The 24,211-nt window shown below is 66.3% G+C and carries 31 protein-coding genes; 30 read left to right on the plus strand and 1 reads right to left on the minus strand.

What is annotated here, in order from left to right; translation table 11 throughout:
* Positions 1-714: 714 nt before the first annotated feature.
* The gene (locus tag ACWEWT_RS31610; protein ID WP_452564489.1) at positions 715-987 is read right to left on the minus strand and encodes a hypothetical protein; all 273 of its coding nucleotides are present in this window, start codon (positions 985-987) and stop codon (positions 715-717) included.
* Positions 988-1,206: 219 nt separating this feature from the next.
* Between ACWEWT_RS31610 and ACWEWT_RS31615 the strand changes: the two genes are divergently transcribed.
* From ACWEWT_RS31615 to ACWEWT_RS31760, 30 genes are all read left to right on the plus strand, one after another.
* The gene (locus ACWEWT_RS31615; RefSeq protein WP_452564491.1) at positions 1,207-1,632 is read left to right on the plus strand and encodes a hypothetical protein; all 426 of its coding nucleotides are present in this window, start codon (positions 1,207-1,209) and stop codon (positions 1,630-1,632) included.
* Entirely contained in the window at positions 1,619-2,683 is a 1,065-nt protein-coding gene (locus ACWEWT_RS31620; RefSeq protein ID WP_452564493.1) for a terminase, read from the plus strand. The genes ACWEWT_RS31615 and ACWEWT_RS31620 overlap by 14 nt, the downstream gene beginning before the upstream one ends.
* Positions 2,661-3,263, plus strand: coding sequence for a terminase (locus ACWEWT_RS31625; RefSeq protein WP_452564495.1), 603 nt, complete (start codon positions 2,661-2,663; stop codon positions 3,261-3,263). Before ACWEWT_RS31620 ends, ACWEWT_RS31625 begins: the two co-directional genes overlap by 23 nt.
* A gap of 10 nt (positions 3,264-3,273) precedes the next feature.
* The gene (locus ACWEWT_RS31630; RefSeq protein ID WP_452564496.1) at positions 3,274-4,716 is read left to right on the plus strand and encodes a phage portal protein; all 1,443 of its coding nucleotides are present in this window, start codon (positions 3,274-3,276) and stop codon (positions 4,714-4,716) included.
* A complete protein-coding gene (locus ACWEWT_RS31635) occupies positions 4,716-5,705 on the plus strand; it encodes a VG15 protein (protein WP_452564497.1) in 990 nt (329 codons plus the stop codon). The genes ACWEWT_RS31630 and ACWEWT_RS31635 overlap by 1 nt, the downstream gene beginning before the upstream one ends.
* A 64-nt stretch (positions 5,706-5,769) precedes the next feature.
* Positions 5,770-6,315: a hypothetical protein gene (locus ACWEWT_RS31640; RefSeq protein WP_452564499.1), complete on the plus strand. Its 546-nt coding sequence runs from the start codon at positions 5,770-5,772 to the stop codon at positions 6,313-6,315.
* 26 nt (positions 6,316-6,341) lie between these two features.
* Positions 6,342-6,719 carry a potassium transporter gene (locus ACWEWT_RS31645; protein ID WP_452564500.1) on the plus strand — a complete coding sequence of 126 codons (378 nt, stop codon included), beginning with the start codon at positions 6,342-6,344 and terminating at the stop codon, positions 6,717-6,719.
* Between the two features lie 15 nt (positions 6,720-6,734).
* Entirely contained in the window at positions 6,735-7,763 is a 1,029-nt protein-coding gene (locus ACWEWT_RS31650) for a major capsid protein (RefSeq protein WP_452564502.1), read from the plus strand.
* The gene (locus ACWEWT_RS31655; protein WP_452564504.1) at positions 7,763-8,056 is read left to right on the plus strand and encodes a hypothetical protein; all 294 of its coding nucleotides are present in this window, start codon (positions 7,763-7,765) and stop codon (positions 8,054-8,056) included. The genes ACWEWT_RS31650 and ACWEWT_RS31655 overlap by 1 nt, the downstream gene beginning before the upstream one ends.
* Positions 8,043-8,435, plus strand: a complete 393-nt coding sequence (locus ACWEWT_RS31660) for a hypothetical protein (protein WP_452564506.1) — start codon at positions 8,043-8,045, stop codon at positions 8,433-8,435. Before ACWEWT_RS31655 ends, ACWEWT_RS31660 begins: the two co-directional genes overlap by 14 nt.
* Complete coding sequence (locus ACWEWT_RS31665; protein ID WP_452564508.1) at positions 8,432-8,827, plus strand: hypothetical protein; 396 nt, start codon at positions 8,432-8,434, stop codon at positions 8,825-8,827. Before ACWEWT_RS31660 ends, ACWEWT_RS31665 begins: the two co-directional genes overlap by 4 nt.
* Entirely contained in the window at positions 8,824-8,970 is a 147-nt protein-coding gene (locus ACWEWT_RS31670; RefSeq protein WP_452564510.1) for a hypothetical protein, read from the plus strand. Before ACWEWT_RS31665 ends, ACWEWT_RS31670 begins: the two co-directional genes overlap by 4 nt.
* A gap of 6 nt (positions 8,971-8,976) precedes the next feature.
* Positions 8,977-9,324, plus strand: a complete 348-nt coding sequence (locus ACWEWT_RS31675; RefSeq protein ID WP_452564512.1) for an HK97 gp10 family phage protein — start codon at positions 8,977-8,979, stop codon at positions 9,322-9,324.
* 38 nt (positions 9,325-9,362) lie between these two features.
* Positions 9,363-9,764, plus strand: coding sequence for a hypothetical protein (locus ACWEWT_RS31680; protein WP_452564513.1), 402 nt, complete (start codon positions 9,363-9,365; stop codon positions 9,762-9,764).
* Between the two features lie 43 nt (positions 9,765-9,807).
* A complete protein-coding gene (locus tag ACWEWT_RS31685; protein WP_452564515.1) occupies positions 9,808-10,623 on the plus strand; it encodes a hypothetical protein in 816 nt (271 codons plus the stop codon).
* A complete protein-coding gene (locus tag ACWEWT_RS31690) occupies positions 10,623-11,063 on the plus strand; it encodes a hypothetical protein (RefSeq protein WP_452564517.1) in 441 nt (146 codons plus the stop codon). Before ACWEWT_RS31685 ends, ACWEWT_RS31690 begins: the two co-directional genes overlap by 1 nt.
* Before the next feature lie 23 nt (positions 11,064-11,086).
* Positions 11,087-11,458, plus strand: coding sequence for a hypothetical protein (locus ACWEWT_RS31695; RefSeq protein ID WP_452564519.1), 372 nt, complete (start codon positions 11,087-11,089; stop codon positions 11,456-11,458).
* A gap of 3 nt (positions 11,459-11,461) precedes the next feature.
* Positions 11,462-15,940, plus strand: a complete 4,479-nt coding sequence (locus ACWEWT_RS31700) for a phage tail tape measure protein (RefSeq protein ID WP_452564521.1) — start codon at positions 11,462-11,464, stop codon at positions 15,938-15,940.
* Positions 15,937-16,875, plus strand: coding sequence for a hypothetical protein (locus ACWEWT_RS31705; protein ID WP_452564523.1), 939 nt, complete (start codon positions 15,937-15,939; stop codon positions 16,873-16,875). Before ACWEWT_RS31700 ends, ACWEWT_RS31705 begins: the two co-directional genes overlap by 4 nt.
* A 3-nt stretch (positions 16,876-16,878) precedes the next feature.
* The gene (locus ACWEWT_RS31710; protein WP_452564524.1) at positions 16,879-18,534 is read left to right on the plus strand and encodes a Gp37-like protein; all 1,656 of its coding nucleotides are present in this window, start codon (positions 16,879-16,881) and stop codon (positions 18,532-18,534) included.
* Between the two features lie 8 nt (positions 18,535-18,542).
* Positions 18,543-19,127, plus strand: a complete 585-nt coding sequence (locus ACWEWT_RS31715; protein ID WP_452564525.1) for a phage gene 29 protein family protein — start codon at positions 18,543-18,545, stop codon at positions 19,125-19,127.
* Positions 19,127-19,477 (plus strand): hypothetical protein, encoded by a 351-nt coding sequence (locus ACWEWT_RS31720; protein ID WP_452564526.1) that lies wholly within the window; start codon positions 19,127-19,129, stop codon positions 19,475-19,477. The genes ACWEWT_RS31715 and ACWEWT_RS31720 overlap by 1 nt, the downstream gene beginning before the upstream one ends.
* Positions 19,474-20,007, plus strand: coding sequence for a M15 family metallopeptidase (locus ACWEWT_RS31725; RefSeq protein WP_452564527.1), 534 nt, complete (start codon positions 19,474-19,476; stop codon positions 20,005-20,007). The genes ACWEWT_RS31720 and ACWEWT_RS31725 overlap by 4 nt, the downstream gene beginning before the upstream one ends.
* Entirely contained in the window at positions 19,998-20,951 is a 954-nt protein-coding gene (locus ACWEWT_RS31730; RefSeq protein ID WP_452564528.1) for a hypothetical protein, read from the plus strand. The genes ACWEWT_RS31725 and ACWEWT_RS31730 overlap by 10 nt, the downstream gene beginning before the upstream one ends.
* On the plus strand, positions 20,948-21,166 hold the full coding sequence (locus tag ACWEWT_RS31735) for a hypothetical protein (protein WP_452564529.1): 219 nt from the start codon (positions 20,948-20,950) through the stop codon (positions 21,164-21,166). Before ACWEWT_RS31730 ends, ACWEWT_RS31735 begins: the two co-directional genes overlap by 4 nt.
* Positions 21,167-21,228: 62 nt before the next feature.
* Positions 21,229-21,456: a hypothetical protein gene (locus tag ACWEWT_RS31740; RefSeq protein WP_452564530.1), complete on the plus strand. Its 228-nt coding sequence runs from the start codon at positions 21,229-21,231 to the stop codon at positions 21,454-21,456.
* Positions 21,449-21,904 carry a hypothetical protein gene (locus tag ACWEWT_RS31745; protein WP_452564531.1) on the plus strand — a complete coding sequence of 152 codons (456 nt, stop codon included), beginning with the start codon at positions 21,449-21,451 and terminating at the stop codon, positions 21,902-21,904. The genes ACWEWT_RS31740 and ACWEWT_RS31745 overlap by 8 nt, the downstream gene beginning before the upstream one ends.
* 88 nt (positions 21,905-21,992) lie before the next feature.
* Positions 21,993-22,571 (plus strand): hypothetical protein, encoded by a 579-nt coding sequence (locus ACWEWT_RS31750; protein WP_452564532.1) that lies wholly within the window; start codon positions 21,993-21,995, stop codon positions 22,569-22,571.
* Positions 22,572-22,579: 8 nt separating this feature from the next.
* Complete coding sequence (locus ACWEWT_RS31755) at positions 22,580-22,936, plus strand: hypothetical protein (RefSeq protein WP_452564533.1); 357 nt, start codon at positions 22,580-22,582, stop codon at positions 22,934-22,936.
* Positions 22,933-24,165, plus strand: coding sequence for a hypothetical protein (locus ACWEWT_RS31760; RefSeq protein WP_452564534.1), 1,233 nt, complete (start codon positions 22,933-22,935; stop codon positions 24,163-24,165). Before ACWEWT_RS31755 ends, ACWEWT_RS31760 begins: the two co-directional genes overlap by 4 nt.
* Positions 24,166-24,211: the final 46 nt, after the last annotated feature.

Consider the following 24,211-nt stretch of genomic DNA (forward strand, 5'->3'; position numbering starts at 1 on the left):
TACCAAGCTGCGCATCTGCTCCCAGCCTGGTTGCCCCAACGCCCAACCCGAGTCTCGCTGCGACGAGCACAGGGCAGAGAACGAGCGGTACAGGCGAGCCACCACCCCGACCAAGGTGACACGTACTCATGCCGAGAGGCAGCGCAGAGCGGCCGCTGTGAGGGCGCACAGGGCCCAGCACGGCGACTGGTGCCCCGGCTGGCAGGTCCCTCCGCATCCGGCATCGGACCTCACCGCCGATCACGTCCGCGCGGTCGCCTCGAACGGGCCGGCCGACGGACCACTCCAGGTGCTGTGCCGGGCATGCAACTCGTCCAAGGGCAGTCGCTAATTCGTTGAAGTCCGACTTCGCCTCATTAGCGCCGGCTCGAAGACGGGACTTGACAACACGATTCGAGTGTGAGTCACCCCGGCGCGGGGTAGCCGAAAGGTAACCACTAATCAGGCAAAGTCCATGGATGCCTCATTAGCGATCGCGCCACTAATTGGTCAAAGTCCACAGATGCCTCGCTAAGCCCACCCCCAGGGGGGTGCCCCCTCGGCGGGCCGGCCGCTCCACCTTCGGGGAGGGCGCTAAGCTGCGCGGAGGGTCCAGAAGTTGAGGCAACCGCGGACTTCGACCAATTAGGACCGGCCGGCCTTGATGAGCCGAAGTCGGACTTCACCTGATTAGTGGAGCCCCTCCGAACCCAGCAAACCCGCAGTTCATCCCAGCTATCGGGGTGCGCGGCGGGGCGTGAGCGCGGCCCACATGATGAACGTGCACACGACGATCGTGAGCCCGAGGCCGGCGAGGTACAGGCCGCGGAGGTCGGGGTCGCCGTCGCGGCAGCGGGTGCCCTCGATCTCGCCGGAGTACCCGATGTGCGGGGTGCAGACCTGGGGCAGGTTGTTCAGGTCGATCACCGCGACTACGAGCCCGACGATGAGCGCGGCCGCTCCGAGGATGGTGCCGGCGCGGCAGGCCATGAGTTGGGTGCGGGTCATAGCTTCCTCATTCCATGCGGATGGGGTGATTGTCCCTGGCCGGCGCGATGCCGGTGAGGGGTTCCGTCCAGGGCGGCGCGATGCCGTCAGGAGGTGATGGTGATGCCGCGTGGTGGTGCACGGAATCGTTCCGGGCCGTCGGTGGATCCGAAGTCCGGTCGGTCTGATCGTCGTGGTCTGACCTGGGTTTCGTTACCGGCCGAGGGTTTCGATGGTGAGGTGCCGGAGTTTCCGCTGCTCGCTCGGCGTGTGATGCGCTGGGAGCACGGGGAGAAAGGTGCGCGCTGGCAGGTTCTCGACGTGGAGTCGACGGAGCTGGTGCGTGAGCGTGAGGAACAGCTGTGGGAGTGGGCGTGGCGTACTCCGCAGGCCGCGGCATGGGCAAAGGAGCCCTGGCGGTGGCAGGCGGTGGCGCAGTGGGTTCGGACGTCGGTGATCTGTGAGTCGGACGAGGCGACGGCTTCCGATCGTGGGAGCCTGCACCGGTTCGCCGACCAGGTCGGTTTGACGCCGGCCGGGTTGAAGGAGAACGGCTGGGAGATCGCCGCCGATGAGATGGCAGAAGCCCGGCGTGATCGTGCCGCGACGACACCGTCCGAGAAGCCGGTGCGCCGTATGAGAGCGGTGCCGGGTGGAGGCAGCTGAGGGCTTCCTCGTCGACTTCCCGACGCTCGCCGATGTCGGCGAGGCGTGGGTCAAGCGACACTGCGTCATTCCGGACAAGCAGCACCGCGGTGAACCGTTCGAATGGTCGGACTGGCAGTTCTGGTGCGGCGCGAACTACTACCGGATTCGCCCGGGGCTGGAATGGTCCGGGGATCCGCTGTTCAATCAGGCGTTCGTGTATCGGCGCGCGCAGATCGTGGCCCCGCAGAAGACCGGCAAGGGCCCGTGGAGCGCGTCCGTGGCCTGCCTGGAGGCGGCTGGACCGTCGCAGTTCGCCGGCTGGGCCGGTAAGGGCGATGGTTGGGCGTGCGCGGAGCACGGTTGCAGCTGCGGATGGGAGTACGAATACCTCCCGGGCGAGCCGATGGCCGAACGCCATCCGTCGCCGGTGCTTCAGCTGACGGCCACGAACGAAGACCAGGTCGGCAACGTGTACCGACCTCTGGCGGCCATGATCAAGCTCGGCCTGCTGAGCGATTTGATGGCGGTGCGGGAGAACTTCATCCGCATCCTCGGCTCCGACGGTGGTGAGGACTTCGACCGCATCGACGCGGTGACCTCCTCAGCCCGGGGCCGTGTCGGTAACCCGATCTCGTGGGCGCTACAGGACGAGACCGGCCTGTACACGAAGCAGAACAAGATGGTGTCGATCGCCGAGACCCAGCGCCGCGGCGCGGCGGGCATGAACGGCCGGACGATGGAGACCTCGAACGCCTGGGATCCCGCGGAGAACAGCACAGCTCAGCGGACCTACGAGTCGCAGGCGCCGGACATCTTCAAGTTCTTCCGGATGCCGCCGGCGAGTCTGTCGTGGGGCAACAAGCGGGATCGGCGCAAGATCCTGCGCTACGTCTACGACGGCAGTCCGTGGGTGAACCTCGACTCGATCGAGGCGGAGGCGGTTGAGCTGAACGAGACCGACCCGGCGCAGGCGGAGAGGTTCTTCGGTAACCGTCTCGTGGCCCGGGCGGGATCGTGGTTGCCGCAGGGGTTGTGGGAGAGCCGGTATGCCGAAACTGTGGCTGCCTAACCCGCCGGCGGGGACGCCGATCTGCGCGGGTTTTGACGGGTCGGAGAACAACGACTGGACGGCGCTGCGGTGCGAGACCCGGGACGGCTTCCAGTTCACGCCCAGGTACGGCCCCGACAACCGCCCCACGATCTGGGATCCCGCGGCGTTCGGCGGCCAGATTCCCCGCGGGGAAGTGCATGCGGCCGTGGATCACGTGTTCTCCACCTACAACGTGGCCCGGTTCTACTTCGACCCGCACGATTGGCGCACCGAGGGCGGGGAATGGGCCCTCGAGTACGGGGATGAGCACGTATTCGAGTGGGCCACCAACCGGCCGCGGCAGATGTACGAGTCGATCCGGCGGTTCGAGAACGACCTGAAGTCACGGATCACCCACGACGGTTGCCCGATCGCCCAGACCCATATGGACAACTGCCGCAAAGTCCCGAAACCCGGGGATATCTACGTCCTCGGGAAACCCAACGACCACCAGAAGATCGACGTCACGATGGCGTCCATCCTCGCCCATGAGGCCGCTGCGGATGCGCGGGCCGCGGGCTGGGAGGACGTGGACGGGCGGATGTTCTGCTTCAACTGAGGAGGTGAGCGTGGCGGTCGCACTACGCACCAAGCTCTCCAAAGACGAGCAGGACATGGTCAACAAGCTCAACGGTCAGCTCGGCAATCTTCGCCGGAACGACAAGTTGAACGATGCCTACTACGAAGGCGCCCAGAGGCTCACGCACATCGGCCTGGCCGTGCCCGAGGCATTCCGGATCTTCGAGCTGGTAGCCAACTGGCCACGCATGTACGTGGATGAGGTGGCACGTCGGCAGAAGCCGAAGGGCATCTATCGCCCCGGGGCGAGCAAGGCGGACCCGCAGCTACACGAGGCATTCACCGCCAACAACTTGGACGCCGAGATCCCGATCCTGGCCAAAGAGAACATGATCTTCGGCAGGATGTTTGCCGCAGTGGGTACGAACGAGGACGACCCGGAGCACCCACTCATCACGGTCGAGTCCCCGCGCCAGATGTCATGCCTGGTGAACCAGCGGCGCCGGCGCATGGACGCCGCGTTGCGGAAATACCAGGAGCAGGACGGCACCCAGGTCGCGACCCTGTTCCTGCCGAACAAGACGATCCAGTTGGTGCAGTCGAGCAACGGCTGGGATATCGACGAGGTCGGCGGGGACGACGGCATCGACGAGCACGGCCTCGGCCGGGTGCCGGTGGTGTTGTTCCTCAACCGCCGACGTCTCGGGAAGTGGCATGGGACGACGGAGATGGCCGACGTCATCCCGATCACCGATGCATGTGCCCGGGCGCTGACGGACCTGCAGTACGGCGTCGAGACGGTTGCTGTTCGCAAGCTGGTGGCAATGGGCGTGAAGAGAAGCGACTTCGTCGACAAGGACGGCAATCCGATCCCGGCTTGGGAGTCTTACCTCGATGCCATGTGGGCGACTGAGAAATCGCCGAAGGACGTGTCGATTTCTCAGATTCCCGGCGCTGACCTGTCAGCCTTCCATAACACCGTGAAGATGTACGCCGAGCTCGCCTCCAGTGTGTCCGGTCTTCCGTTCCGGTACTTCGGCGCCAACACCGCCAATCCCGCCGCCGAAGGGGCGATCCGCGCGGACGAGTCGCGGGTGGTATCCAACGCGGAGGAGAAGAATGCCCACCTGGGCGTCGGCCTCGGTTGGACGCTCGCGATCTACGAACGCTTCCGTACCGGCAAATGGCCGGAAGCTGGAGAGCCGTTCGCGGTGGAGTGGAGAAACCCTGCGACCCCGACCCGCGCGGAAGAAGCCGATGCCATCCAGAAACTGAACGGCGGCAACCCGGTCCTGTCCCGCGAGGGCTCGTGGGACGAGATGGGCTGGAACGAAGCTCGGAAGGCTCGGGAGCGTGCGTACTTCGAGGATGAAGGACTGGATCCCGAGGTCTCGCGAGCGATCCGTGAGCAGGCCGATGTGGCGGCGACCCGCGCGCAGGTAGAGGACCAGCTGGTCGCTGACCGATCTGAGCCGGCCGATATCGGCGCCTGATGGCCCTCCAGTTCCGCCTGTCCTCCCTGGAATCGGCGGCAGTGTTCGACCAAATCCAGCGGCAGGCATCGGTGGACGCGATCGAGGAGATCGCCAAGCAGTGGGCGACCACTCCACCGAACGACTTCGGGGTCTGGTTCGACCGTAACGCCGAGCGTCTGGTGCGCGCCGTCGAGCTGGGTCAGGGCGCCGCGGTGCGCGACGCGGATCGCTACGTCGGGGATGCGCTGGACGAGCAGAACACCCCGGCCGCCCGAGTGGCTACGCCCACGCCTGGTCGCCTGGTCGGAGTCACCGCGGATGGACGCACCATCGAGGGGCTGCTGGCGCAGTCGGTGATCGGCGCCCGGGCCCGCATGGCCGAAGGCGTCCCCGCCTACCAGGCATGGCAGGACGCAGGCTACGAGGCTCGGCGGGTCATCTCGAATGAGATCGCTGATGCCGGCCGGGCTGCGACCGGTGTGGCGATCGTGTCCCGCCTCGGTGTGGGGTACGTGCGGATGCTGGTCCCGCCGTCCTGTTCACGGTGCGTCGTTCTGGCCGGGCGGTACTACCACTGGTCGCGCGGATTTCGTAGGCATCCGAACTGCAACTGCCGGCACATACCGTGCCGGGAAGACCGATCCGACGAGGTCACAACCGAACCGGGCGCATACTTCCGGTCCCTGCCCGAGGCGGAGCAGAACCGGACGTTCGGTCGCGCGGCAGCCCAGGCCATCCGGGACGGCGCCAACATCAGCCAGGTGGTCAATGCCCGGCGCGGGCTGACCATCATCGGCGGCCGCGCGCAACGCAGTGAGGTGTACGGGCGCCGACTACTGACCACCACCGAGGGTGTCACCCGCCGAGGCGTCGCCGGTGCAGCGCTACGCCGCCGCGGCCGGAACGCCCGCACCACGCCCCGCCTGATGCCCGAGGCGATCTACGAGATCGCCGAGAACCGTGCGGAAGCCATCGAGCTGCTCCGCCGAAACGGCTACATCCAGTAGCCCCTACGACTTCCCGCCGGCGCGAGGCCGGACGGGTCTATCCCCCGCGATGGAGGAGCAAGTAATGACGGCACCTGCTACCGGATCGCCCGCGACCGCGGAACCCGGCACGACAGAGCCCACCGCGCCGCAGGCGCCAACACCGGCAGCAGATCCCGCGACGGGTGACGCGAACGGTGATCTCGGCGACGCCGGGAAAGAAGCTCTCCGCAAGGAGCGCGAAGCCCGCAAGGCCGCCGACAAGGAGCTGCGCGAACTCCGGACCAAGGTCCAGCAGTTCGAGGACGCAAAGCTGACCGACGAGCAGAGAAACACGGCTCGGATCGAGGCACTCGAAAAGGATGCCGCGAAGGCTATCCGGTACGAGGCCGCGGACCAGGCGGGACTGCCATTGCGATTGGCGCCCAGACTCGTCGGCTCGACCCTTGACGAGCTGCTCGCCGATGCCCAGCAGTTGAAGGCGGAGATGGGTGAATCCACCCCCGCCGCTCCACCGGCTCCGTCCACCCCGAAGCCCGACCCCCGTCAAGGCGGAGGCCAGACGGACGCGGGTGGATCCATGGCCGCAGGCAAGGCCCTGTACGCCTCGCGCAAACCCGCGCATAAATGACCAACCCCCAGTAAAGGAGGGGAGACATGGACATCTCGCTGACAACCGAAACCTTCGGTGTCGACAACCAGGACTGGTTGGCGAGTGGTGAGGGCACCGACCGGTGCAGGTCGATCACGATCGATCTGACCACCTTCACCGCGAATACCCACTACCCGGACGGCTACCTGAAGTCCGGGTATGCGCTCAAGAAGCTCGGATCCGGCCGGTACGGACTGTTCTCCGTCGGCGACGACGAGACCGCTGTCATCGCCGGGCATTCGTTCACCGCGCTGAAGATCAAGCCCGGTGCGACGAAGGTCGCCGGCGCCCTGTACTGGCACGGCGCCGTCAAGGTCGCGAAGCTCCCGCACACCGTCGATGCAGATGGGCAGGCCACGGCCAAGCTCATCAGCTACGTCTGAGAGGAGGTGTAACCCATGGCACTCGTAGTGAATTCGGATTACATCGCCCCCGCCGAGCTCACCGGCTATGTCCGGGAGGCGCTGGCCGACAACCCGATCAACGATCTGACACTGGTCGATGACCTGCTGCCGGACTCGTTGATCGACGATGTCGAATTCCGGGCGAATATCACCCAGCGCGGTTTGCGCCGGGCTGCGCAGTTCCGGGCGTGGGATACCGAGGCTCCGCTGTCCGGCCGTAAGGGCGTCACCCGCATCTCGGGTGAGCTGCCCCCTCTGTCGGAGAAGCGGCTGCTCGGTGAATACGACCGGCTCCGTCTGCGGAAAGCGGAGACCGCGATCCGCGATCTCATCCTGAACGACGCCGTCGAGCTCGCTCAGGCGATCCGGACCCGCATCATCATGGCCAAAGCTCAGGCCCTGATGACCGGCAAGGTCACCTTGGCGGAGAACGGCCTCGAGCTGGAGGCGGACTTCCAGCGGCTGTCCGGCCACAGCGTGACCGCATCCACCCTGTGGAGCGTCACCGGCTCCGGTGCGGCGGATCCGATCGTCGACCAGGAGTCCTGGTTCTCCACCTTCCGGGCCACCCAGTCGGGCAACCCGGTTCGGGCGATCACCTCCCAGCGGGTGATGTCGGCGCTGATGCGTAACGACAAGATCCGCGCGGCCGCCGTCCCCGTCGGCACCGTCCCGGGCATCGTCACCAAGGACGCGGTCAACGCGCTGTTCACCGCTTTCGGCCACCCGCCGTTCGAGGTGTTCGACGCGCAGGTCGAGGACTTCGCCGGCAACGCCACCCGGTTGTTCCCGGACAACAAGATCCTGTACGTAGGCGCGGCGAAGGTGGGCGAGACCCAGTGGGGTACCACCGCCGAAGCGCTGGAGCCCCTGTACGGGATCGACGCCAACGAAGCCCCAGGTGTCGTGGTCGGCAGCTTCATCACCCCGGATGCGCTGCAGCGGTGGACCAAGGCCAGCGGTATCGCGCTCCCGCAGCTGCTCAACGCGAACGCGACCATGGTCGCGACGGTGCTGTCCTGATGGCCGGCCGGAAGCTCGCCGCGTACGTGCACGTCCACGACGCGGAGGGCACCTCGCGTGTGTTCGGTCCGGACGATGTGGTCCCGGATCGGTTCGCGAAGCTGATCACGAACCCGGCCGCCTGGGCCGCCGAGCCGGAACCGGAACTCGACCTCGACGGGGAACCGTCGGAGTCGTGGACGGTCCCGCAGTTGCGGGCCTACGCCGACCATCACGATATCGACCTCGGCGAGGCGACGAAGAAGGCCGACATCCTGGCGGCCATCATCGGATCGGGCGATGACAACGCCTGACCCGCTGTTCACCATCGGCGATGTGCAGGCGATCTCCGGCGAGGTGTACACCGAACCGCAGATCACCCAGGTGAATCGGTTCATCACGCTCGCTTCGGCGAAGCTGCGCAACAAGGTGTCCAAGCTCGACGAACGCATCTCCACCGGTGCTCTCGATCCCGAACTGGTCAAGGGCATCGGTGCGGAGATCGTCCTGCGGGCTATGGACACCTTGGGGCGCGGCCGCGGTGTGAAACGTACCGAGTATCCGGAGTGGTCGGAGGAGTACGAGTCCAGCAAGCGCGACCAGCTGATCTACGTCACCGATGACGATGTCGCCGATCTCGTCGACAACGATTCCACCGGTGACTCGTTCACGATCCGGACGGCCTTGCGATGAGGCTGCCCGAACGGTGGACGCTCCTGCGTCCCGGAGAGCCGATCCGGGATCTGCTGACCGGCAACATGCGCCCATCGGAACCCACCCCAGTGCCGTGGTGGGGCCTTCTGCAGCAGCGCATCATCACCGATCCGCAGATCGAGGAGTTCGAGGACGGGCGAGTGAGTCAGCGATTGACTCTGCTCCTGATGCCCGGGCTCCCCGGCGGCACCGATCGCCGGGATGTGTGGCGCTTCGAGGGCCCTGCCGATGTGGCGGATCTGGTGAAGGTCGGCGACACCGTCACCGTTCAAGGGACTCCCCGCGTCCGGCGTCCCGCTATCGGGTCCCGGCGGCCCGCCTACATCGCCGCGATCGTGCGGCATTCCAGTGACATGAGGGAGCAATCATGATCAAGACCTGGACCGACTCCAAGGGTCTCAAGCAGTACGCCGACGAGCATTCGAAGGCGTACCGCAACCGGGACGAAGCCAAGCCGGCGGCCCCGAAACCGGTCGAGGCCAAGACGGTTGCGCAGAAGCCCGAGGGCAAGTAGGCCGTCATGGCCAGCAGTAACTTCGCCTCGGGCGGGCGGGCACGGCTGGAGATCTTCGAGGGGCAGACGTACCGAGGCGCGCGCAGCGGCTCCACCCCCGAACGGATCCGGATGGCGCACGAAGCGGCCGCGAAGGCTCGCCAGATCGCCCCGGTAGTCTCCGGCGCCTACCGCGACGGCGTGGACGTAGAGGTCGACGGCGACAAGGTGTTCCTGGTCGACAACGATCCCTTGGCGTTCATCAAGGAGTTCGGCACTGTCGACACTCCGGCGCACGCCATCCTCACCGACGCGGCCCGCACTCTCGCCCGCTACAACCAGCGTGGCGCGTTCCGGCGGAATCTCGGCCTGTGACGACCGCCCCGATTCCATACGCCCCGGGCGCGGTGCGAGTGTTCCTGATCGCCCAACCGGATTTCACCGCCATGGTGCCTGCCGAATCGGTGACGACGCGCGATGCGCCGGACCCGATCACCGGCCCGTTCGTCACCATCCGGGCTCCGGGAAACGTCGGCGAGGACCCGCTACTTCGATCGCCGCTGATCCAGATCGATGCCTGGGTGCCGATGCTCGTTGCTGCCGATAAGGACCCCGATGAGATCGCCTGGGACATCGCCGGCATGGCAGGTCAGCTTCTCGGCCGTGCCCGCGCCCAGACGTTCCGCGGTGCGGCGTGGAAGGCCCGATGGACCGACGGCCCCATCAACAGCGTGGACAAGACCCGCGGCCCTGATCAGCCGCTGTTCCGGGCGACTGTGCGGGCCGAGATGAAGTTCCGCGCGTCCCGCACATAGACCAACACCCCCGCCCGTATGGGCAATCAATATTGGAGGAATCGTGAGCGATCACGCTGCACCCGAAAAGGCTTACGTGTGGCTGGACGGCGACGCCTACCGCGCCCCGGCCGGCACCGCACTTCCCACCGACCCGTTCTCGCCCAACCCGGTTACCGGCTCGCTGAGCTGGATGGCCTACGGCGGTATCGAGGCCGGGTTCGAGCTGACCCCCACCCGGGACATCACCCCGAAGCGGGTATGGAACCGCCGTCGGGCCCCGTACAAGGTGATCAAGTCCCCATCGGAGGAGCGGGTCAAGCTCCGGGCCGTGGACTTCTCGGCCGCGACCGCGTTGACCACGCTGCAGGGTGGTTCGATCACCCAGCTGAGTGCCGGAGTGTTCCAGTGGAACCCGGGCGATGACGAGGACTTCGCGCTGATGCTCGCCCTGCGCGATGAAGAAGCGAACCAGGTCTTCTACTCGTCGCGGGTCACGCTGACCACTCCGCCGCCGCGGACCTTCGGGCAGGAGGAACTGGACGGGTTCGAGTTCGAACTGCTCGCTCTGGACCCGTTCGTGCCGATCACCTCGTTCAACCCGCTGCAGGTGTCGTACACGGTCACCGTCCCGGCAGGTACCACCGCCGGTACGTTCCCGCTGACCTTCAACGGCCAGACGGCAGCCAGCATCGCGTTCGACGCCACCACCAGTGCTGTGCAGTCGGCGCTCGTGGCGCTGTCCACGATCGGCACCGGTAACGCGACCGTGACCGGCACGGCAGGTAACTACACCGTCACCATCGCGGTGCCGGGTGTCCTGTCCACCACCGGTGGTTCGCTGACCCCGACCGGCTCGGTGACGGTGGAGCCCGCCTGATGGCAGCTACCGCACCACGGAAGGCAGCCGCGCGGCGTACCTCGCCCGCGGCTGCCCGCCAGCCGAAACTCACGGCTGTGCCGGAGCCGATCGACATCTTCGCCGAGTTCAGCACCGAGGAAAAACCGCCGGTGCCGATCCGGGTCGGCAAGGTCGATGCCGATGTGCGGCGTGGATTCACCGGCGACGAGGTCACTCGGTTCCATGCCCTGCTCAACGCCAACGAGTTCGAGGCAGTGTTCGACCTCATCACCACGAATGGCGCGGGCATCTGGGCAGAGATCTCGCCCCTGCTACCCGATCTCGCATCCAAGGCGATCAACAAGATCGTGAAGGTGAGCGAGATTTACGAGGGGGAAGCTACCGCGCCCTTGTTGGGATACGTGAACAATCCCGCTGGGGCGCAGCCTTCGCCCGAGTCCAGCACCACCACGGAGTAAACCTCCGGGCCGCGCTGGCGACGATGCCGTACCCGGACGTCGCAGCCCTCATCGACGACGCCGACGCCCGGTCGGAGCAGCAGCGCATGGACTCCGAGAACCTGGCCCGGATCCTGGACCGCCTCGAGTTCCTAAACAACTTCGGCTACATCTCCGGCATCACCGATCCGGAAGACCCCGAGGTGAAGCGGGAGCAGGCCGAACGGGAAAGGCACGGCATCAAATCTCCGCCCATGCCGATCATCGCGCCGATCGCTCTGCGTCCGCCGGAGATCACCGCTGAGCTGATCGAGCGCTACCGGGAAGCGCAGAAGCCCTACCAAATCCCGGAGAAATCGAAGCCGAAATCCAAGCTCGACCTGCTTAACAGGTCACGCGCAGAAGCGGGGAGGTGATCCATGCCCGGCGGCCGTATCGACATCCTGGTAGCGCCCGACCTCCGCAACTTCGTCCCCGAAATGCGGCGAGGGCTCTCACCGGCGGTCGGTGTCGCCGGCGCGATCGGCGCCAGCCTCGGCCTCGCCTTCGGTGGGGCGGCAGTGGCGTTCGGTCAGGTCATCCAGATCGGCAACGACTTCACCACGTCGATGAACACGATGAAGGCCGTTGCCGGGGCGACCGCGGACCAGATGGCGGCCGTGTCCGAACGGGCGAAACAGCTCGGAAACGACGTAACTCTCCCGGGCACCTCGGCCAACGATGCTGCCGCGGCGATGACCGAACTCGCCAAGGGCGGGTTCTCTGTCCAGCAGGCCATGGATGCCGCGAAGGGGTCGCTGCAGCTGGCAGCTGCCGCGCAGATCGACGCGGCGCAGGCCGCGACTATCCAGTCACAGGCGCTGCAGGCATTCGGTCTCGGCGCGGCGGACGCCACCCGGGTCGCTGACGTACTCGCCAACACGGCGAACGCGTCCAGCGCTGAGATCACCGACGTCGCCTACGGGCTGCAGGCCGGCGCCGCAGTCGCCCACCAGTTCGGCCTGACGGTGGAAGACACCGCCACCGCTCTGGGTATGTTCGCCAACTCCGGCATCCAAGGCTCCGACGCAGGTACGCTGCTCAAGTCCGCGTTGCTGGCGTTGACCGACACCGGGAAACCCGCACAGGAGGCGATGCGAGAGCTCGGCCTCACGGTCTACGACTCCAAGGGCGAGTTCGTCGGCCTGCGGGCACTGTTCGAACAACTGGACGTCGCTGCTGCCCGGATGACACCGGAGATGTACCAGGCAGCCACGGCCACCCTGTTCGGCTCCGACGCGATGCGCCTGGCCTCCGTTGCGGCGGAGAAAGGCGTCGTCGGATTTGACGCCATGCACGCCGCGATGAGCAAGCAGGGTTCCGCTGCGGATGTTGCAGCCGCGAAGATGCAGGGCCTGCCCGGGGCGATGCAGACCGCCCAGAACGCCGCTGAGAACCTGGCATTGGAGGTCTACGACCTCGTCAAGGGGCCGATGGAAGATCTGGCCACCAAGGCAGCCGGCGGTATCGAGGCCGCGACCCCGGTGATCGTGGACGGACTGCACAACACGGCGGATGCCGCGGTATCGGTCGGTCAGGCCATCGGGCCGGTTGTCGGCACGATCGCCGATCTCCCCGCGCCGGTGCTCGCCGCGGCGGCGGCATTCGTGGTCTTCCGGACAACCGTGGCCGGTGCATGGCTGACCTCGGCTGTCGGTGGCATGCAGCGGTTCGGCACCGCGTCAGTCGCGGTTGCTACAGCGAGCAACCGTGTAGTTCAGGTTGCAGGCGTGGGAGCCACCACACTCGGCCGATTCGGGTCCGCCATCAACCAGTTGGGCCAATCGGCACCGGTGGTGAACCGGATGCAGACCTCCTTCCTCAATGCTGCGGCCGGCGCGAACACCTTCGCCCGCACCCAGGGCACAATCGCCGCCGCCGCGACCGGTGCGCGCGCGGCCGCCGGTGGTCTGGTGAGCATGCTCGGCGGTCCCTGGGTGGTCGCTGTGGTCGCTGCCGGTGCTGCCCTGTTCCAGCTGTGGAGCGAAATGAAGAAGGGCGAGGAACACGCGAAAGCGGTCCGCAACGCCCTGCGCGAGATCGGCCAGACCCGCTCCGAACTGTCGGAGATCTTCAGCCTGAACGACGGCGCATTCAACGATCAGGCCATCCAGAACGTGACTCGGCAGATCGGGATCATGAAGTCCTCGCTCGACGAGGCCGCCAAGTTCCGTCCCGGATTCCTGGAGAAGGGCTTCCAGCTCCCGTGGGCCAGCAACGCCTCCGACAAGGAGTGGCTGGCGGACCGGTGGGAGGGCGCGAAGAAGATCATCGACGACCTCAAGATGTCGGATCAGCAGCTCGCCGAAACTCTCGGTGACACCAGCAAGTTCAATGACTTGTCGGCGAAGCTGCTGGGGATGGGGCAGGACGGACGGTTCGCGCTGTCCGAGTTGAACGCCCTGCGCGACGAGATGGTGCGGTCGCAGGAGACCGCGAAGAACACCACGCCCGGTTTCGCCACCTTGTCGCAGGCCGTGAAGGTCCTGTCGGACGAATCCTCCTCGGCGGCCGACCGCATCGACGCGATGAAGACCGCCCTGGATGTGCTGTCCGGGAAGCCGATCGCCGCCCAGGACGCGCTCGCTCAGTACAACGAGCAGGTCCGTGCCACCACCGAGGCCACCACCGAAGTGTGGGACGCGGCCAAGGGCTGGGGCGACGCTCTCATCCAGCAGAACGGCCAGGTCAACACGACCACCGAGAACGGCGGCCGGCTCTACGACGAGCTGATGAAGATCCGCGACGCCACCGTGGTCGCTGCGGAAGCCGGCGTGGACATGGGCCCGGTGCTCGCCCAGAACCAGGCATCGTTCGCCGACCTCGCCCGGGCGACCGGGTTGACGGTTGGCCAGGTGGAGAACATGGCCACCCAGCTCGGCTACCTACCCAAGGATATCGAGATCCTCGCCCAGCTCCGCGGCGCCGACTCAGTGGAGCAGCAGCTCACCGTGATCCAGGGCCTGTTGCGGGTTAACGCCAACGGCATCGAGATCCCGGTCGACGCATTGACCGACGACGCCAAGGCGAAGCTGCAGGAAGCCGGCGGGCTGATCGAGCAGGTCAATGGGAAGCCGGGCATCGTCAAGGTGTCCGCGCCGAACCTGGCCACAGTGTTGACCGAGCTGCAGAAGCTCATCAACACCAGCCTGCCGGACAAGACGCAGAAAGTGAACCTCGAGTATCAGGAGGCCACCGCGTCGGGGGAGTGGCGGGCGCCGATGGTGCTGCCGAACGCGGCGCCGCGCGCCGATGGCGGTATCGACAATCTGCCCGGGCAAGCGACGATCTGGTCGCCGCGCACCCGCTACTACCAGGTGTCCGAGCCGGAAACTCTGGGCGAGGCGTTCATCCCGTTGGCTCCGTCGAAGCGGTCGCGGTCGACGGAGATCCTCGGTCAGGTCGCTGGCATGTTCGGCATGGGCCTGACGAAGATGGCCGACGGTGGCGTCGCCACCACGCGGGCGATGGACTTCCTGCGCGGCCAGTCCGGCAAGGAGTATCAGTACGGCGGTGTCGGCAATCCATCGTGGGACTGCTCCGGATTCATCTCCGCTGCCTACGCCCTGCTGAAGGGCCTGGACCCATACGTCCGCTGGTTCACCACCGAGAGTGACTTCTCCTCGCTGGGGTTCCTCCCGGGACTGGATCCGACCGGTCGCGGCCTGTCCATCGGCGTCTACCGCGGTGGCGGCGGCCAGTACTCACACATGGCCGGCTCGCTGGGCGGTATCGCGCTGGAGTCCGGAGCGAACGGCGTGCAGGTCGGTTCGGGTGCGCAGTCGGCGGCCAGCGGTCAGCTTCCCTTGAAGTTCTATCTCCCCGCGTCCGCATTCAATCCGCCCGATGCGGGCGGCCGGCGGCGGCGGAGCCGGGAGTCGGAGAAGACCTGGGACGAGAGCAACGACCTCGAACTCGAGTCGGCTCGCATCTCGGTGCGGCAGGCACAGGAATCCCGTGACCGGGACTTCGCCGACCCGAAGAAGACTCCGGATGACAAGCGCGAAGCGGAGATCCGCCTTCGGCAGGCGGAGCTCCGCGTCCAGAAGATGGAGCAGGAGAAGGCCGAAGCCACCGCCACCGGCGGTCCGGTCACCGAAGCTCCCGAGCTGACGGGGTCGATGACCGACGACGAGATCCGGCTGGCCGATCTCCAGGACTCGATCGAGTCCGCCAAGTTCGATCGCGACGACGTTTACTCCGATCCCGAGGCGACCGACGCTGAGCGCAAGGCCGCTGATCGCAAGGTGTACGCGGCGATGAACGCCCTGGCGGAGGAGCAGAAGAAGCAGCGGGAATCCTCGGCCGGCTCACTGGGCAGTGGCAGCGGCGGGGTGGTCGATCTGTTCGGCGATGCCGCGAAGGCATTCGTCACCGGACAACTCTCCGACGCTCTCAATGTCGTCGGACTGGGCGGGGATGTGCAGGGCGTGATCGGCGCCGGTATCGGGATCGCCGCGGAGCTGGAGAAGAAGCGCCGCGAGGACGCCTCGAAACCTTCCCCGGCGAACGCCAGCGCCGACGAGCTGGCGAAGCAGGGGCCTGTCGTGCCGGGCACAGCGAACTGGATGCAGGAGCTGATGAAGACACTCATGATCCCGGCGGTACTCCGCGACTCGGGCGGACCACTGCCGCACGGCATGGCCGCAGTCAACCTCTCCGGCGAGACCGAGTGGGTGTCCACCGGTGCGCAGATGCGGGCCGCGGCGGCGTCCCGGCCGTCGCCGGTGCAGAACATCGACAACCGCATGGTGATCGAGAATCTGAACACCGGAATGACTCAGGGTGAGTTCCGGCGCGAGTGGAAGATGATGCAGGTCAGCCAGCGTGACCGCTCCCGCGGGACGGTGCGCCGATGATCGACCCACCTGACGACACCCTCATCGAGCTCGAGGGCTGCGACGGACGCTGGTGGACACTCGCCGGCGAAGGCCAGTGGGATCACGGGCTGGCCCTCGCCGACGAGGACGACGGCACCGACTTCGACGGCATGTACGAGACGCCGATGTCGGCCATCTACAACTCCACCGCCTTCCAGTCCGGCGCCACCTTCGGGGGTGTCCGGGAGGAGAAGTACGACTTCATCCTCGCTCTGCATATCAAGGGCGAGAAGGGGCGGCCGTGGCGATACACGGACTCCGATCTGCGGAAGTCGGTGTCATTCAAGCGGGACTCCAAACTGTGGGCGACCACCTCCGATTCCCGCCGGCACCTGCCGATCCGGCTCGTCGACAAGGTGCGGATCAAGGCGGTCAACGACCCGAACAGCGAGCAATACGGACTGGCGCTACTGCCTCTCGTGGGCGCGCTTCCGCGGTGGATCGGCGCCCCGCACATCTCCAAGTTCGTCACCACCACCGACACCACCGGTGGAGGTGAGGAGACCGGGTACGTCACTATCTCCAATCCTCTGCCGATGGACTACGAGATCTTCGTGGTCTGGGAGGTCCAGGCGTCCGCTGCGGGGATGGTCGTCACACTCCCTGATTACTCGTGGGGCAGCGACGAGTACGAGCGCGCCGAAGAGGACGCACTCCGTCGGGTCGAGCTCGCGCCGCTGCTCCTGGGCGAACACCTGACGATCAACACCGACAAGATGGCGTTCGGCGCCCCGTTCGAGACGGCCCTGAATACCGAGTACGCGCAGCGGATGGGCGGCAAGCGCCTCGTCTACTCCATCCCCGGTGAGACTCCACCTACCCAGGTTCCCGTCACTGTGACAGGTGCTCCTGCTGGCACCGGCATTCGAGTCATCTGCCCGCGCCCTTGGCCGCGGCCCTGGGGATTGGAGTAGTCGGTGACGTCCGTCGAAACGATCGACTTCGACCAGGTATTCGGTGAAATCGCCGAACGGCTCCGCAAGGACCAAGACCGCCGGATCAAGCCCCCGCTCACGCGGATCTTCGACGCGGATGGCGTGTTCATCGGCGAGGTCCACAACGAGATCTCCGCGAGCTTCCGCCAGCCGGAGAACGAGACCGGCATCGGCGTCATCGAACTGCCGGCCCGCTACTACCTGTCGAAGTGGCTGACCAACCACGACGACCGCTCCACCGACAACGTCATCATCACCGTCGACAAGGACGGCGCTCGCTGGTCGGGGATGCTCGACGACCTCGAGCAGTACAAGGACGAAGACGGGCAACGGGTCGTCAAGGCAACGTTCAAGTCCGACTTCGAACATCTCAAGCACATCCTCTGCTACTCGAACCCGTTCCTGCCGCCCGAGATCCAGTTCCCGCGGCTGTGGATCCTGTTCGGTCCGGCGAAATGGGCACTGAAGGTAACCCTGTTCGTTAACCTGCTGCGCCTGCAGGGATTGGACGGGCTGTGGACTCTTCCCGACGACCCGACGAACCCGGATGGTTGGCTGGACCTGGACCAGTCGAACTGGGCCCACGTCGTTGCACCGCTGGCGATCGAGAACGACAACTCGCAGTTCGCGATCGTGCACTCCCGGTGGAAGTACATGTTCGACGTGCAGAAGCGGATCACCGCCGACGCACAGCTGACCTGGGAACCTAGGCGGTTCTTGGAAGGCGATCCGCCGCCGTGGCCGGGGGCCACCCTCCGCCCGGGCACGATCGTGTGGGACCTCGTCGACAACAGCGGCTGGGATACCGAAACCAGCTTCGGCGGCAACCTATTCACCGGCCTGGTGCGGGCGTTCACCAACATCGGCTCGGATGGCATGGCCGAGGGCATCGACGTCATCGACGACCCCACATTCCCGGCCGAGTACTCGATCCCCGGCTGGAAGGGCACCATCCCCCGGGCACCGGGCATCATCCTCCGCGACGGCGACCGGACCGGCATCCAGTCCAACAGCTTCCACTGGAAGCCGGCTACCGACACCGAGTTCGCTACCGGCGGCCACTCGATGCCGGGCGTGAACGAGCTGATCTCCGCGACGATCAACATGGTCGGCGACCTGATCGCGATGGCGCTGTTCATTCCGCCGGTCGGTGGCATGGCGGATGCCCTGCTGAAACCGCTGTACACCGACGTGTTCCTGGCCTTCATGAAGTGGCAGGACATCGGTCGCGCTCAGAAGCTCGGCTGGCAGCACTACTTCGAAACCTGGTGCGAGGGCAGCGACCGCGCCTACACCCTCTCTGCTCTCATCGCCCTCCGCACGGGCATGTGGCGGACCCGGGAGCAAACCACTCACTCGGTCACTGTCGCCGATGGGGTCGAGGGACTGCTCATCGGGCAGAACGGATTCGGCAACGCCTGGCTCGGCACCCGCATCGGCACCACCGTCAAGGACTGGGGCAAGCCCGGCCGGGTATACGTCGACCGCATCACCGAACTCGTCTTGGCCTGGGACCGCGAAACCACTCCCGCCTGGACGATCACGGTCGGCCACCGCGAACCGGAAGACCCGGTGCAGGAAGCCCTGGAAATGCTGCAGGAGATCTCATCTATCGCCCGTGACCTGGGCGTCGCATAGGAGGACGAGTGGGGAAGATCTGGCGGCTGGAAGATATCGACTCCGAGAATCCGGAGGAGCGGTTCCTTCCCGTGCTGCAGTTCATCCCGATCGGGTGGGGTGGGGATTCGAACAGCCGGCAGCGGATCGTGTGGCCGGAGGCTATCGCTCGAGCGATCTCCAAGCACCTCACCGAGGCGGGGTGTCCGCCGATCGATCCGGCTCTGGCGACGAAGAAACTCCGGCCGCCGTACCGCGGGGAACAGCATCCGCTCAACGGCATGGGCGGCTGGGTCCCGCTGGACGAGGAAGATCCAGAGCCGGTCGTCATCCAGGACCCGATGACGATGACGAAGCGGGAACGCCAGGCTGTGGTGGAGCGGCTGCGGTACGGCGGGTACCGGATCAACGAGCCGCCGCCGGAGCAGCCGGTCGCGAAGGTGGTCGACACCATCGACGGCCCGCCCCGGTTCGACCCGGGCGCGCACACGGTCACCGAAACCAACGCCTACCTCCGCGAACTCGGCGATACCGACGAGGTGGAGAAGCGGCGGGTTCTGTACACCGAGCGCCACGGCCAGGCCCGTAACGGCATCCTGAAGCGCTGGTCGTGATGGGTTACCTCGACGACGTCGACACCGTGCTCACCGCGTGGATGGGCTGGTACGGCCGCCACGTCGAAACGGTCGACCAGGTAGCGCATCCGTCGGTGTCGGAGCTGGAGATCAACCGCGACCGCCACCCGAAGTGGAAGCGGACCATGCCGGCCGAGCAGACCGCGGAGATCCGGCGCGGCGTGCAGTTGTTCGAGGGCTCGATCGCGTGGGGCGGGGACAAGGTCCGCGCTGACGAGGCGCATTTCTGGATTGCCCGATTGCAGGAGGATCCGCTGCTCGCGCTCTTCGCTGAGCGGCTGCGGTCCGGATATCTCGACGAGTCTGAGAGGAGGGCAGGCGAGGAATGAGCTTTCGGACCTACCTCAATTACACCCACTCGGAGAACGGGTGGCGAATGTGCAACCGGGACGAATGCGTCCTCATCAACCGGGATTGGATGGACACCGCGCCGATCCGGTCCGGTGCTCCGGCCGTGATCCTGGGGGACTTCGCCCGGCGCTACAACGCCGAGGTTGCGCCCCTCGTGTCCCCGGTGTGGGGGTGGTCGCCGACGAACTTCGTCGCGAACAGTAACCACCTCTCCGGGACCGCGCTGGATATCAACGCCCCGCAGTGGCCGTGGGGCTACTACCGGATGCCGCGCGATCTGATCGGCCGCGTCGAGGCGCTGGTCGGCTGGTATGAGGGCGCCGTGTTCTGGGGTCGGAACTGGGACAAGCCCGACGAAATGCACTTCCAGATGGGCTGGCCCGAAGGCGATCCCCGCAACGACCGCATCGTGCAGAAGATCCAGGGACCACCCCCATACAACCCGCTCACCGACTCGTATGTCCGGGACGGGTTCCTGCAACTCGTCCCTCCGAGTAGGTGGCCCTGATGCCGACGACATGGGCTGACGTCAGCCAGTACCAGGGGATCCCGGTCGACGACTCGTACCCGCACCCAGTGCTGTGCTTCCGCACCAACTCCGGGGACAAGCTGGACACCCTCGCGCACGAGAACGCGCGCCGGGCCGCGGACATGCTGCGCCGCGGCCGGCTGCAGGCGGTGATCGCCTACTACTTCTTCCGGCCGGGACAGGCGAACTGCGACCTGCATCGCCAGGTGCTCGTCGAGTCCGGGCTGTGGGGGAACGCCCGGCTGGTCTCGATGGTCGATGTCGAGTCCGCCGCCGGCGCGATCCGCGGCGACCAGAGCGTCGAGGTGAACGACGAATCCGAGCGTATGTCCGGCTGGTACGGAGATCCGAAGCGGGTGATCGGCTACTGGAACCCGATCGCCGACACGGATCTCTGGCCGATACGGCCGTCGTGGATGCGGCTGGTGGTGCCGTCCTACGGCCGGGCGCCGGGCCAGCCGTCACGTAAACCGCCGGGCTACTTCGCCCACCAGTACACCGACTCCGGCAGCTGCAAGCCGTGGCCCTCCGGGGTCGATCTGAATTACGCCGACCTCGACCTGCCGGAGCTTCTGGCGTCGTGGGGAATCGAAGGAGGAACCGTGGCCGATCCCATCGCCCAGGGGGCGGGGCAGCTGCACCCGTTCGCGGGCAAGCTGCGCCAGATCAAGAACCCGAAGAACGTCAACAGCTCCACCCGGTCGCCGAAGGAGCCGTGGCCCTACGACATGTGGGCGGACGTGTGGAACGAGCAGGTCTGGGACGGCTTCGAGCTTCCAGGGGCCGTCAGCGACGACCCGAAGTCCGCGATCGGCTGGGCGCTCGACAACGCCGTCCTGCTGCGCGAACTGCGGAAACAGAACGCCGAGATCATCGGCCAGAACGCCCGCATTATCGAACTCCTGGAAGGCGGCTCGAAGTGACCAAGCTGAAGAACCTGCTGAAGAACGAGCCTGTGGCCGCCGCAGTCGGTGCCATCGTGACCGCTGTCTTCGCCTACCTGGTGACCAGCGGTGCGATGACCGCCGACTCCGCGGACTTCATCGCTGCGGTGCTCACTGTCGTGCTGGGCGTGCCGATCGCCGCGGGCGTCCGGTCGAAGGTAACTCCTGTCGCCCGGCCTCGTGTGGAGGAGTGAGGCCCTGTTCGCTGCCGGTGCTCCGGCTGGATGTCGGGGTGTGGTGGATGAGGAGGGTGTAGATGGCCGGCCAAGACTACGGGGTGTCGACGCGGACACTCACTGTGCTGGTTTACGTAGTGACGATCTGCTGGGCGGGGAACATCTTCGCGCCACTGGTCATCGATTCATACACCGGGAATACCGGGGTGAACGGAATCATGGGCGCGATCATCGGCTTGCTCGGGGCCGCGAGATTCCAGGCGTCACGAAATCGAGACCGGGAAGCCCAAGGTGATTCTGATGAGTGACGTCGTCCTGCAGCTGTTGTTCGGGGGATCGTGCATCGCGATCGGATTCTTCGCTGGCCTTTCGCTGAGCTGGCGTGAATACAAGCGTGGCGGGAAGCGGATCACGGTACCGACCCTGCCGAAAACTGATCGGCAGCAAGCGTATTACCTGGTCACGGTGGCCGTGCTGGCCGTTGCCAGCACGGTCTTCGCGGCCATGCAGTCCACTCAACAGCAGGACTGCAACCAGGAGTTCCGGGAGACGTTGATCGCCCGGTCGGCCATCACCGCGGAGAATCAGCGGCACCTCGACGACATGGTCGGCGTGATCGCGGATGCTGCCGCGCGGCCGGACCCCGGTAGCCGGGACCGGATTCAGCAGGCGCTGATCGACTATCGGGCTTGGTCTGTCGAGGCCGACCAGCGGCGGGCCGATAACCCGCTCGCGGATCCGAAGTGCGGCCAGTGACGTGACTACTCCGCACCTACCCGAAGCGCCGGATGATGCCTTCGTTGTCGGCTCCGACTATGGGTCGAATCTCAACGAGACGTCGATCATGGCGATCGCCACCGGTGGAGCGAAAGGCAGCTTCACCGGGGTGCAGGGTGCGGTCGGGTCCCAGCTGCGCACCCCTATCGCGGACGCCGCCTACCTCGCGGCCAATGCCCAGGGGTCCGCGGACGTGGCGGTCACCACCGCACAGGCTGCGGCCAACGCTGCCGCTGCTGCTGGCGAGAAAGCCGACATCGCCTACGAGAACGCCCACTACTGGTCCGTCGAGTGCGTGGTAGCCAGCGCCGCTGTAGTGCTGGGCGTGAACGAGCTACTGCTGGGCCCGGTGCTGAACGTCCCGGACGGCCTGGAAGCCCGGCTGACCGACGCGCACTTCGCCTTCATCACCCAGCCGGCCGGCTGCACGATCGACATCAAGCGGTGGAACGCCGCGGGAACGGTTGCGGACGTCATCCACACGCAGGTGCTGGGTGCGAACGTCACCCGGTATAACGCCCCGGCGCTCGACATTCCGGTGTTCGACAAGGAGCGGTTCTTCTACGACGTCACCAACGTTGTCGGATCCGTCGCGCCGACCGTGCTCCAGATCAACGTCTCCGGCGTCTACTTCCCCGAACCCTGAGAGGCATCGTGAAGGTATTCCATGCCGTCGCCGAGGCGACGAACTACGAATCGTCTTGGTCGATCCAGCCCTACCGGGAAGCGCTGTGGTGCGCGGCGCTGCAGGTCGAAAGCCTGGACGGCTACTTCGACATGGCTCCCGCCGCGTCGGCTGCCGGGATACTCACCGCGGCGATCGACCGGTTCGATACGCACACCGAGGAACTGCGCCCGCTGGTGGCCGCCGAGGACTTCGCCGGCCTGTACGGCAACAAACGGATCTTCCAGGGGATGCGGAAGTTCCTGAACGTCAACGGCGGCCACATCACCGGCGCGATCGACCAGTCCGCGCTGGACGCCCCCGACGGAGGCGACGAGACGCCGTGAGCTTCCTGATCCGCAGGAACCTCCCTCTGGCGTGGGCCGGCTGGTACGACTCCTTCGACACCTACGGAGTCGGCGCCCTGAAGCGGCCATGGCGGCACCTCGGCGATGGAACCCCCGCGGACTTCAACGCCCTGGGCGAGCTCCACATCCCGACGAACTACAACCACACCAATGGCGGTGGCGAATCGTATGAGTGGATGCCGTTCACTCCGCACTGGGGTTTCGAGTGCGAGATCTGGTTCCCGGTGGAAGGGCTCCTGGCCCAGAGGTTCTCGGTGTATTTCACCGACTCGTGGTCGCGGATCGGCGCCGCCTTCCAGAACGTCGTGGGCGTCAGCCTGAGCCACGCTCCCGGCGGTACGGGCGAGACCGTGCAAGTGGCCGAATTCGCCTCGATTTGGTCGGCCGCGGCCAACGCTCAAATGTGGAACAGCCCCATCGGCGCCTACTACGGGCAGTACGTCACCCTGCGGGTCTGGGTCGAGAACGACGAGTACATCCGCGTCTGGCTGAACGGAAGCTACGCGGGAAGTGCGATGGTCGCCCCGGGCTTCAAGTTCGGCCCGAGGCGCCGGTGCGCCCGCTTCCTCAATGCGGCTCTCTGCGATGTGTGGATGCGCTGGATCCAGCACTACGACAAGCCCTCGTCGGTGCCGGCCGTGAACGTGTGGGTGCCGCAGTTCAGCGACAACTTCACCGGGACGATCGGCAGTGGGTGGACGCAGATCGGCACCGGCGCCGGTGTGCTGTCCGACTCGTGGGCGGTCACCGGAACCACTGATGGATCGCGCGGGCTTCTCCGGAACACCGGCGTCAGCACCGGCCGGGTCCGGATCGAGGCAACGGTGGGCGGCGCGGTCGGGCCGAACAATACAGCGAGTTCCGGCCTGGTCCTGTGCTCCAATGCAGCCGGCACCTCGGGTCTGATAGCGAACGTCATCGCGGGACAGCTGGGCATCGGCTACTTCTCGGACTCCCTCTCGGGAAACCCGCCGACCTTCACTTACTACCGGACCCTGACCACGGGAGTGACCGTCGCCGCGGGGGACAAGATCGCGTTCTCCAGCTACGGGGGCCTGATCTGGATCGAGATCAACGGCGCTCCGCGGCTGTACGCCGTATCCGACTCCTACATCGCGAACACCTACGCAGGTCTTCGGGTGTCGCGGGCCAGCTCGACGAACTCGGCGTCATGGAACGACGTCGCCATCTACACCGGCCTCGGCTGACCACACGCCGCTTCGCCGTTCACTCCGCACTCTCTGCAGGAGGTCA

Source organism: Nocardia sp. NPDC003963 (assembly GCF_053605105.1).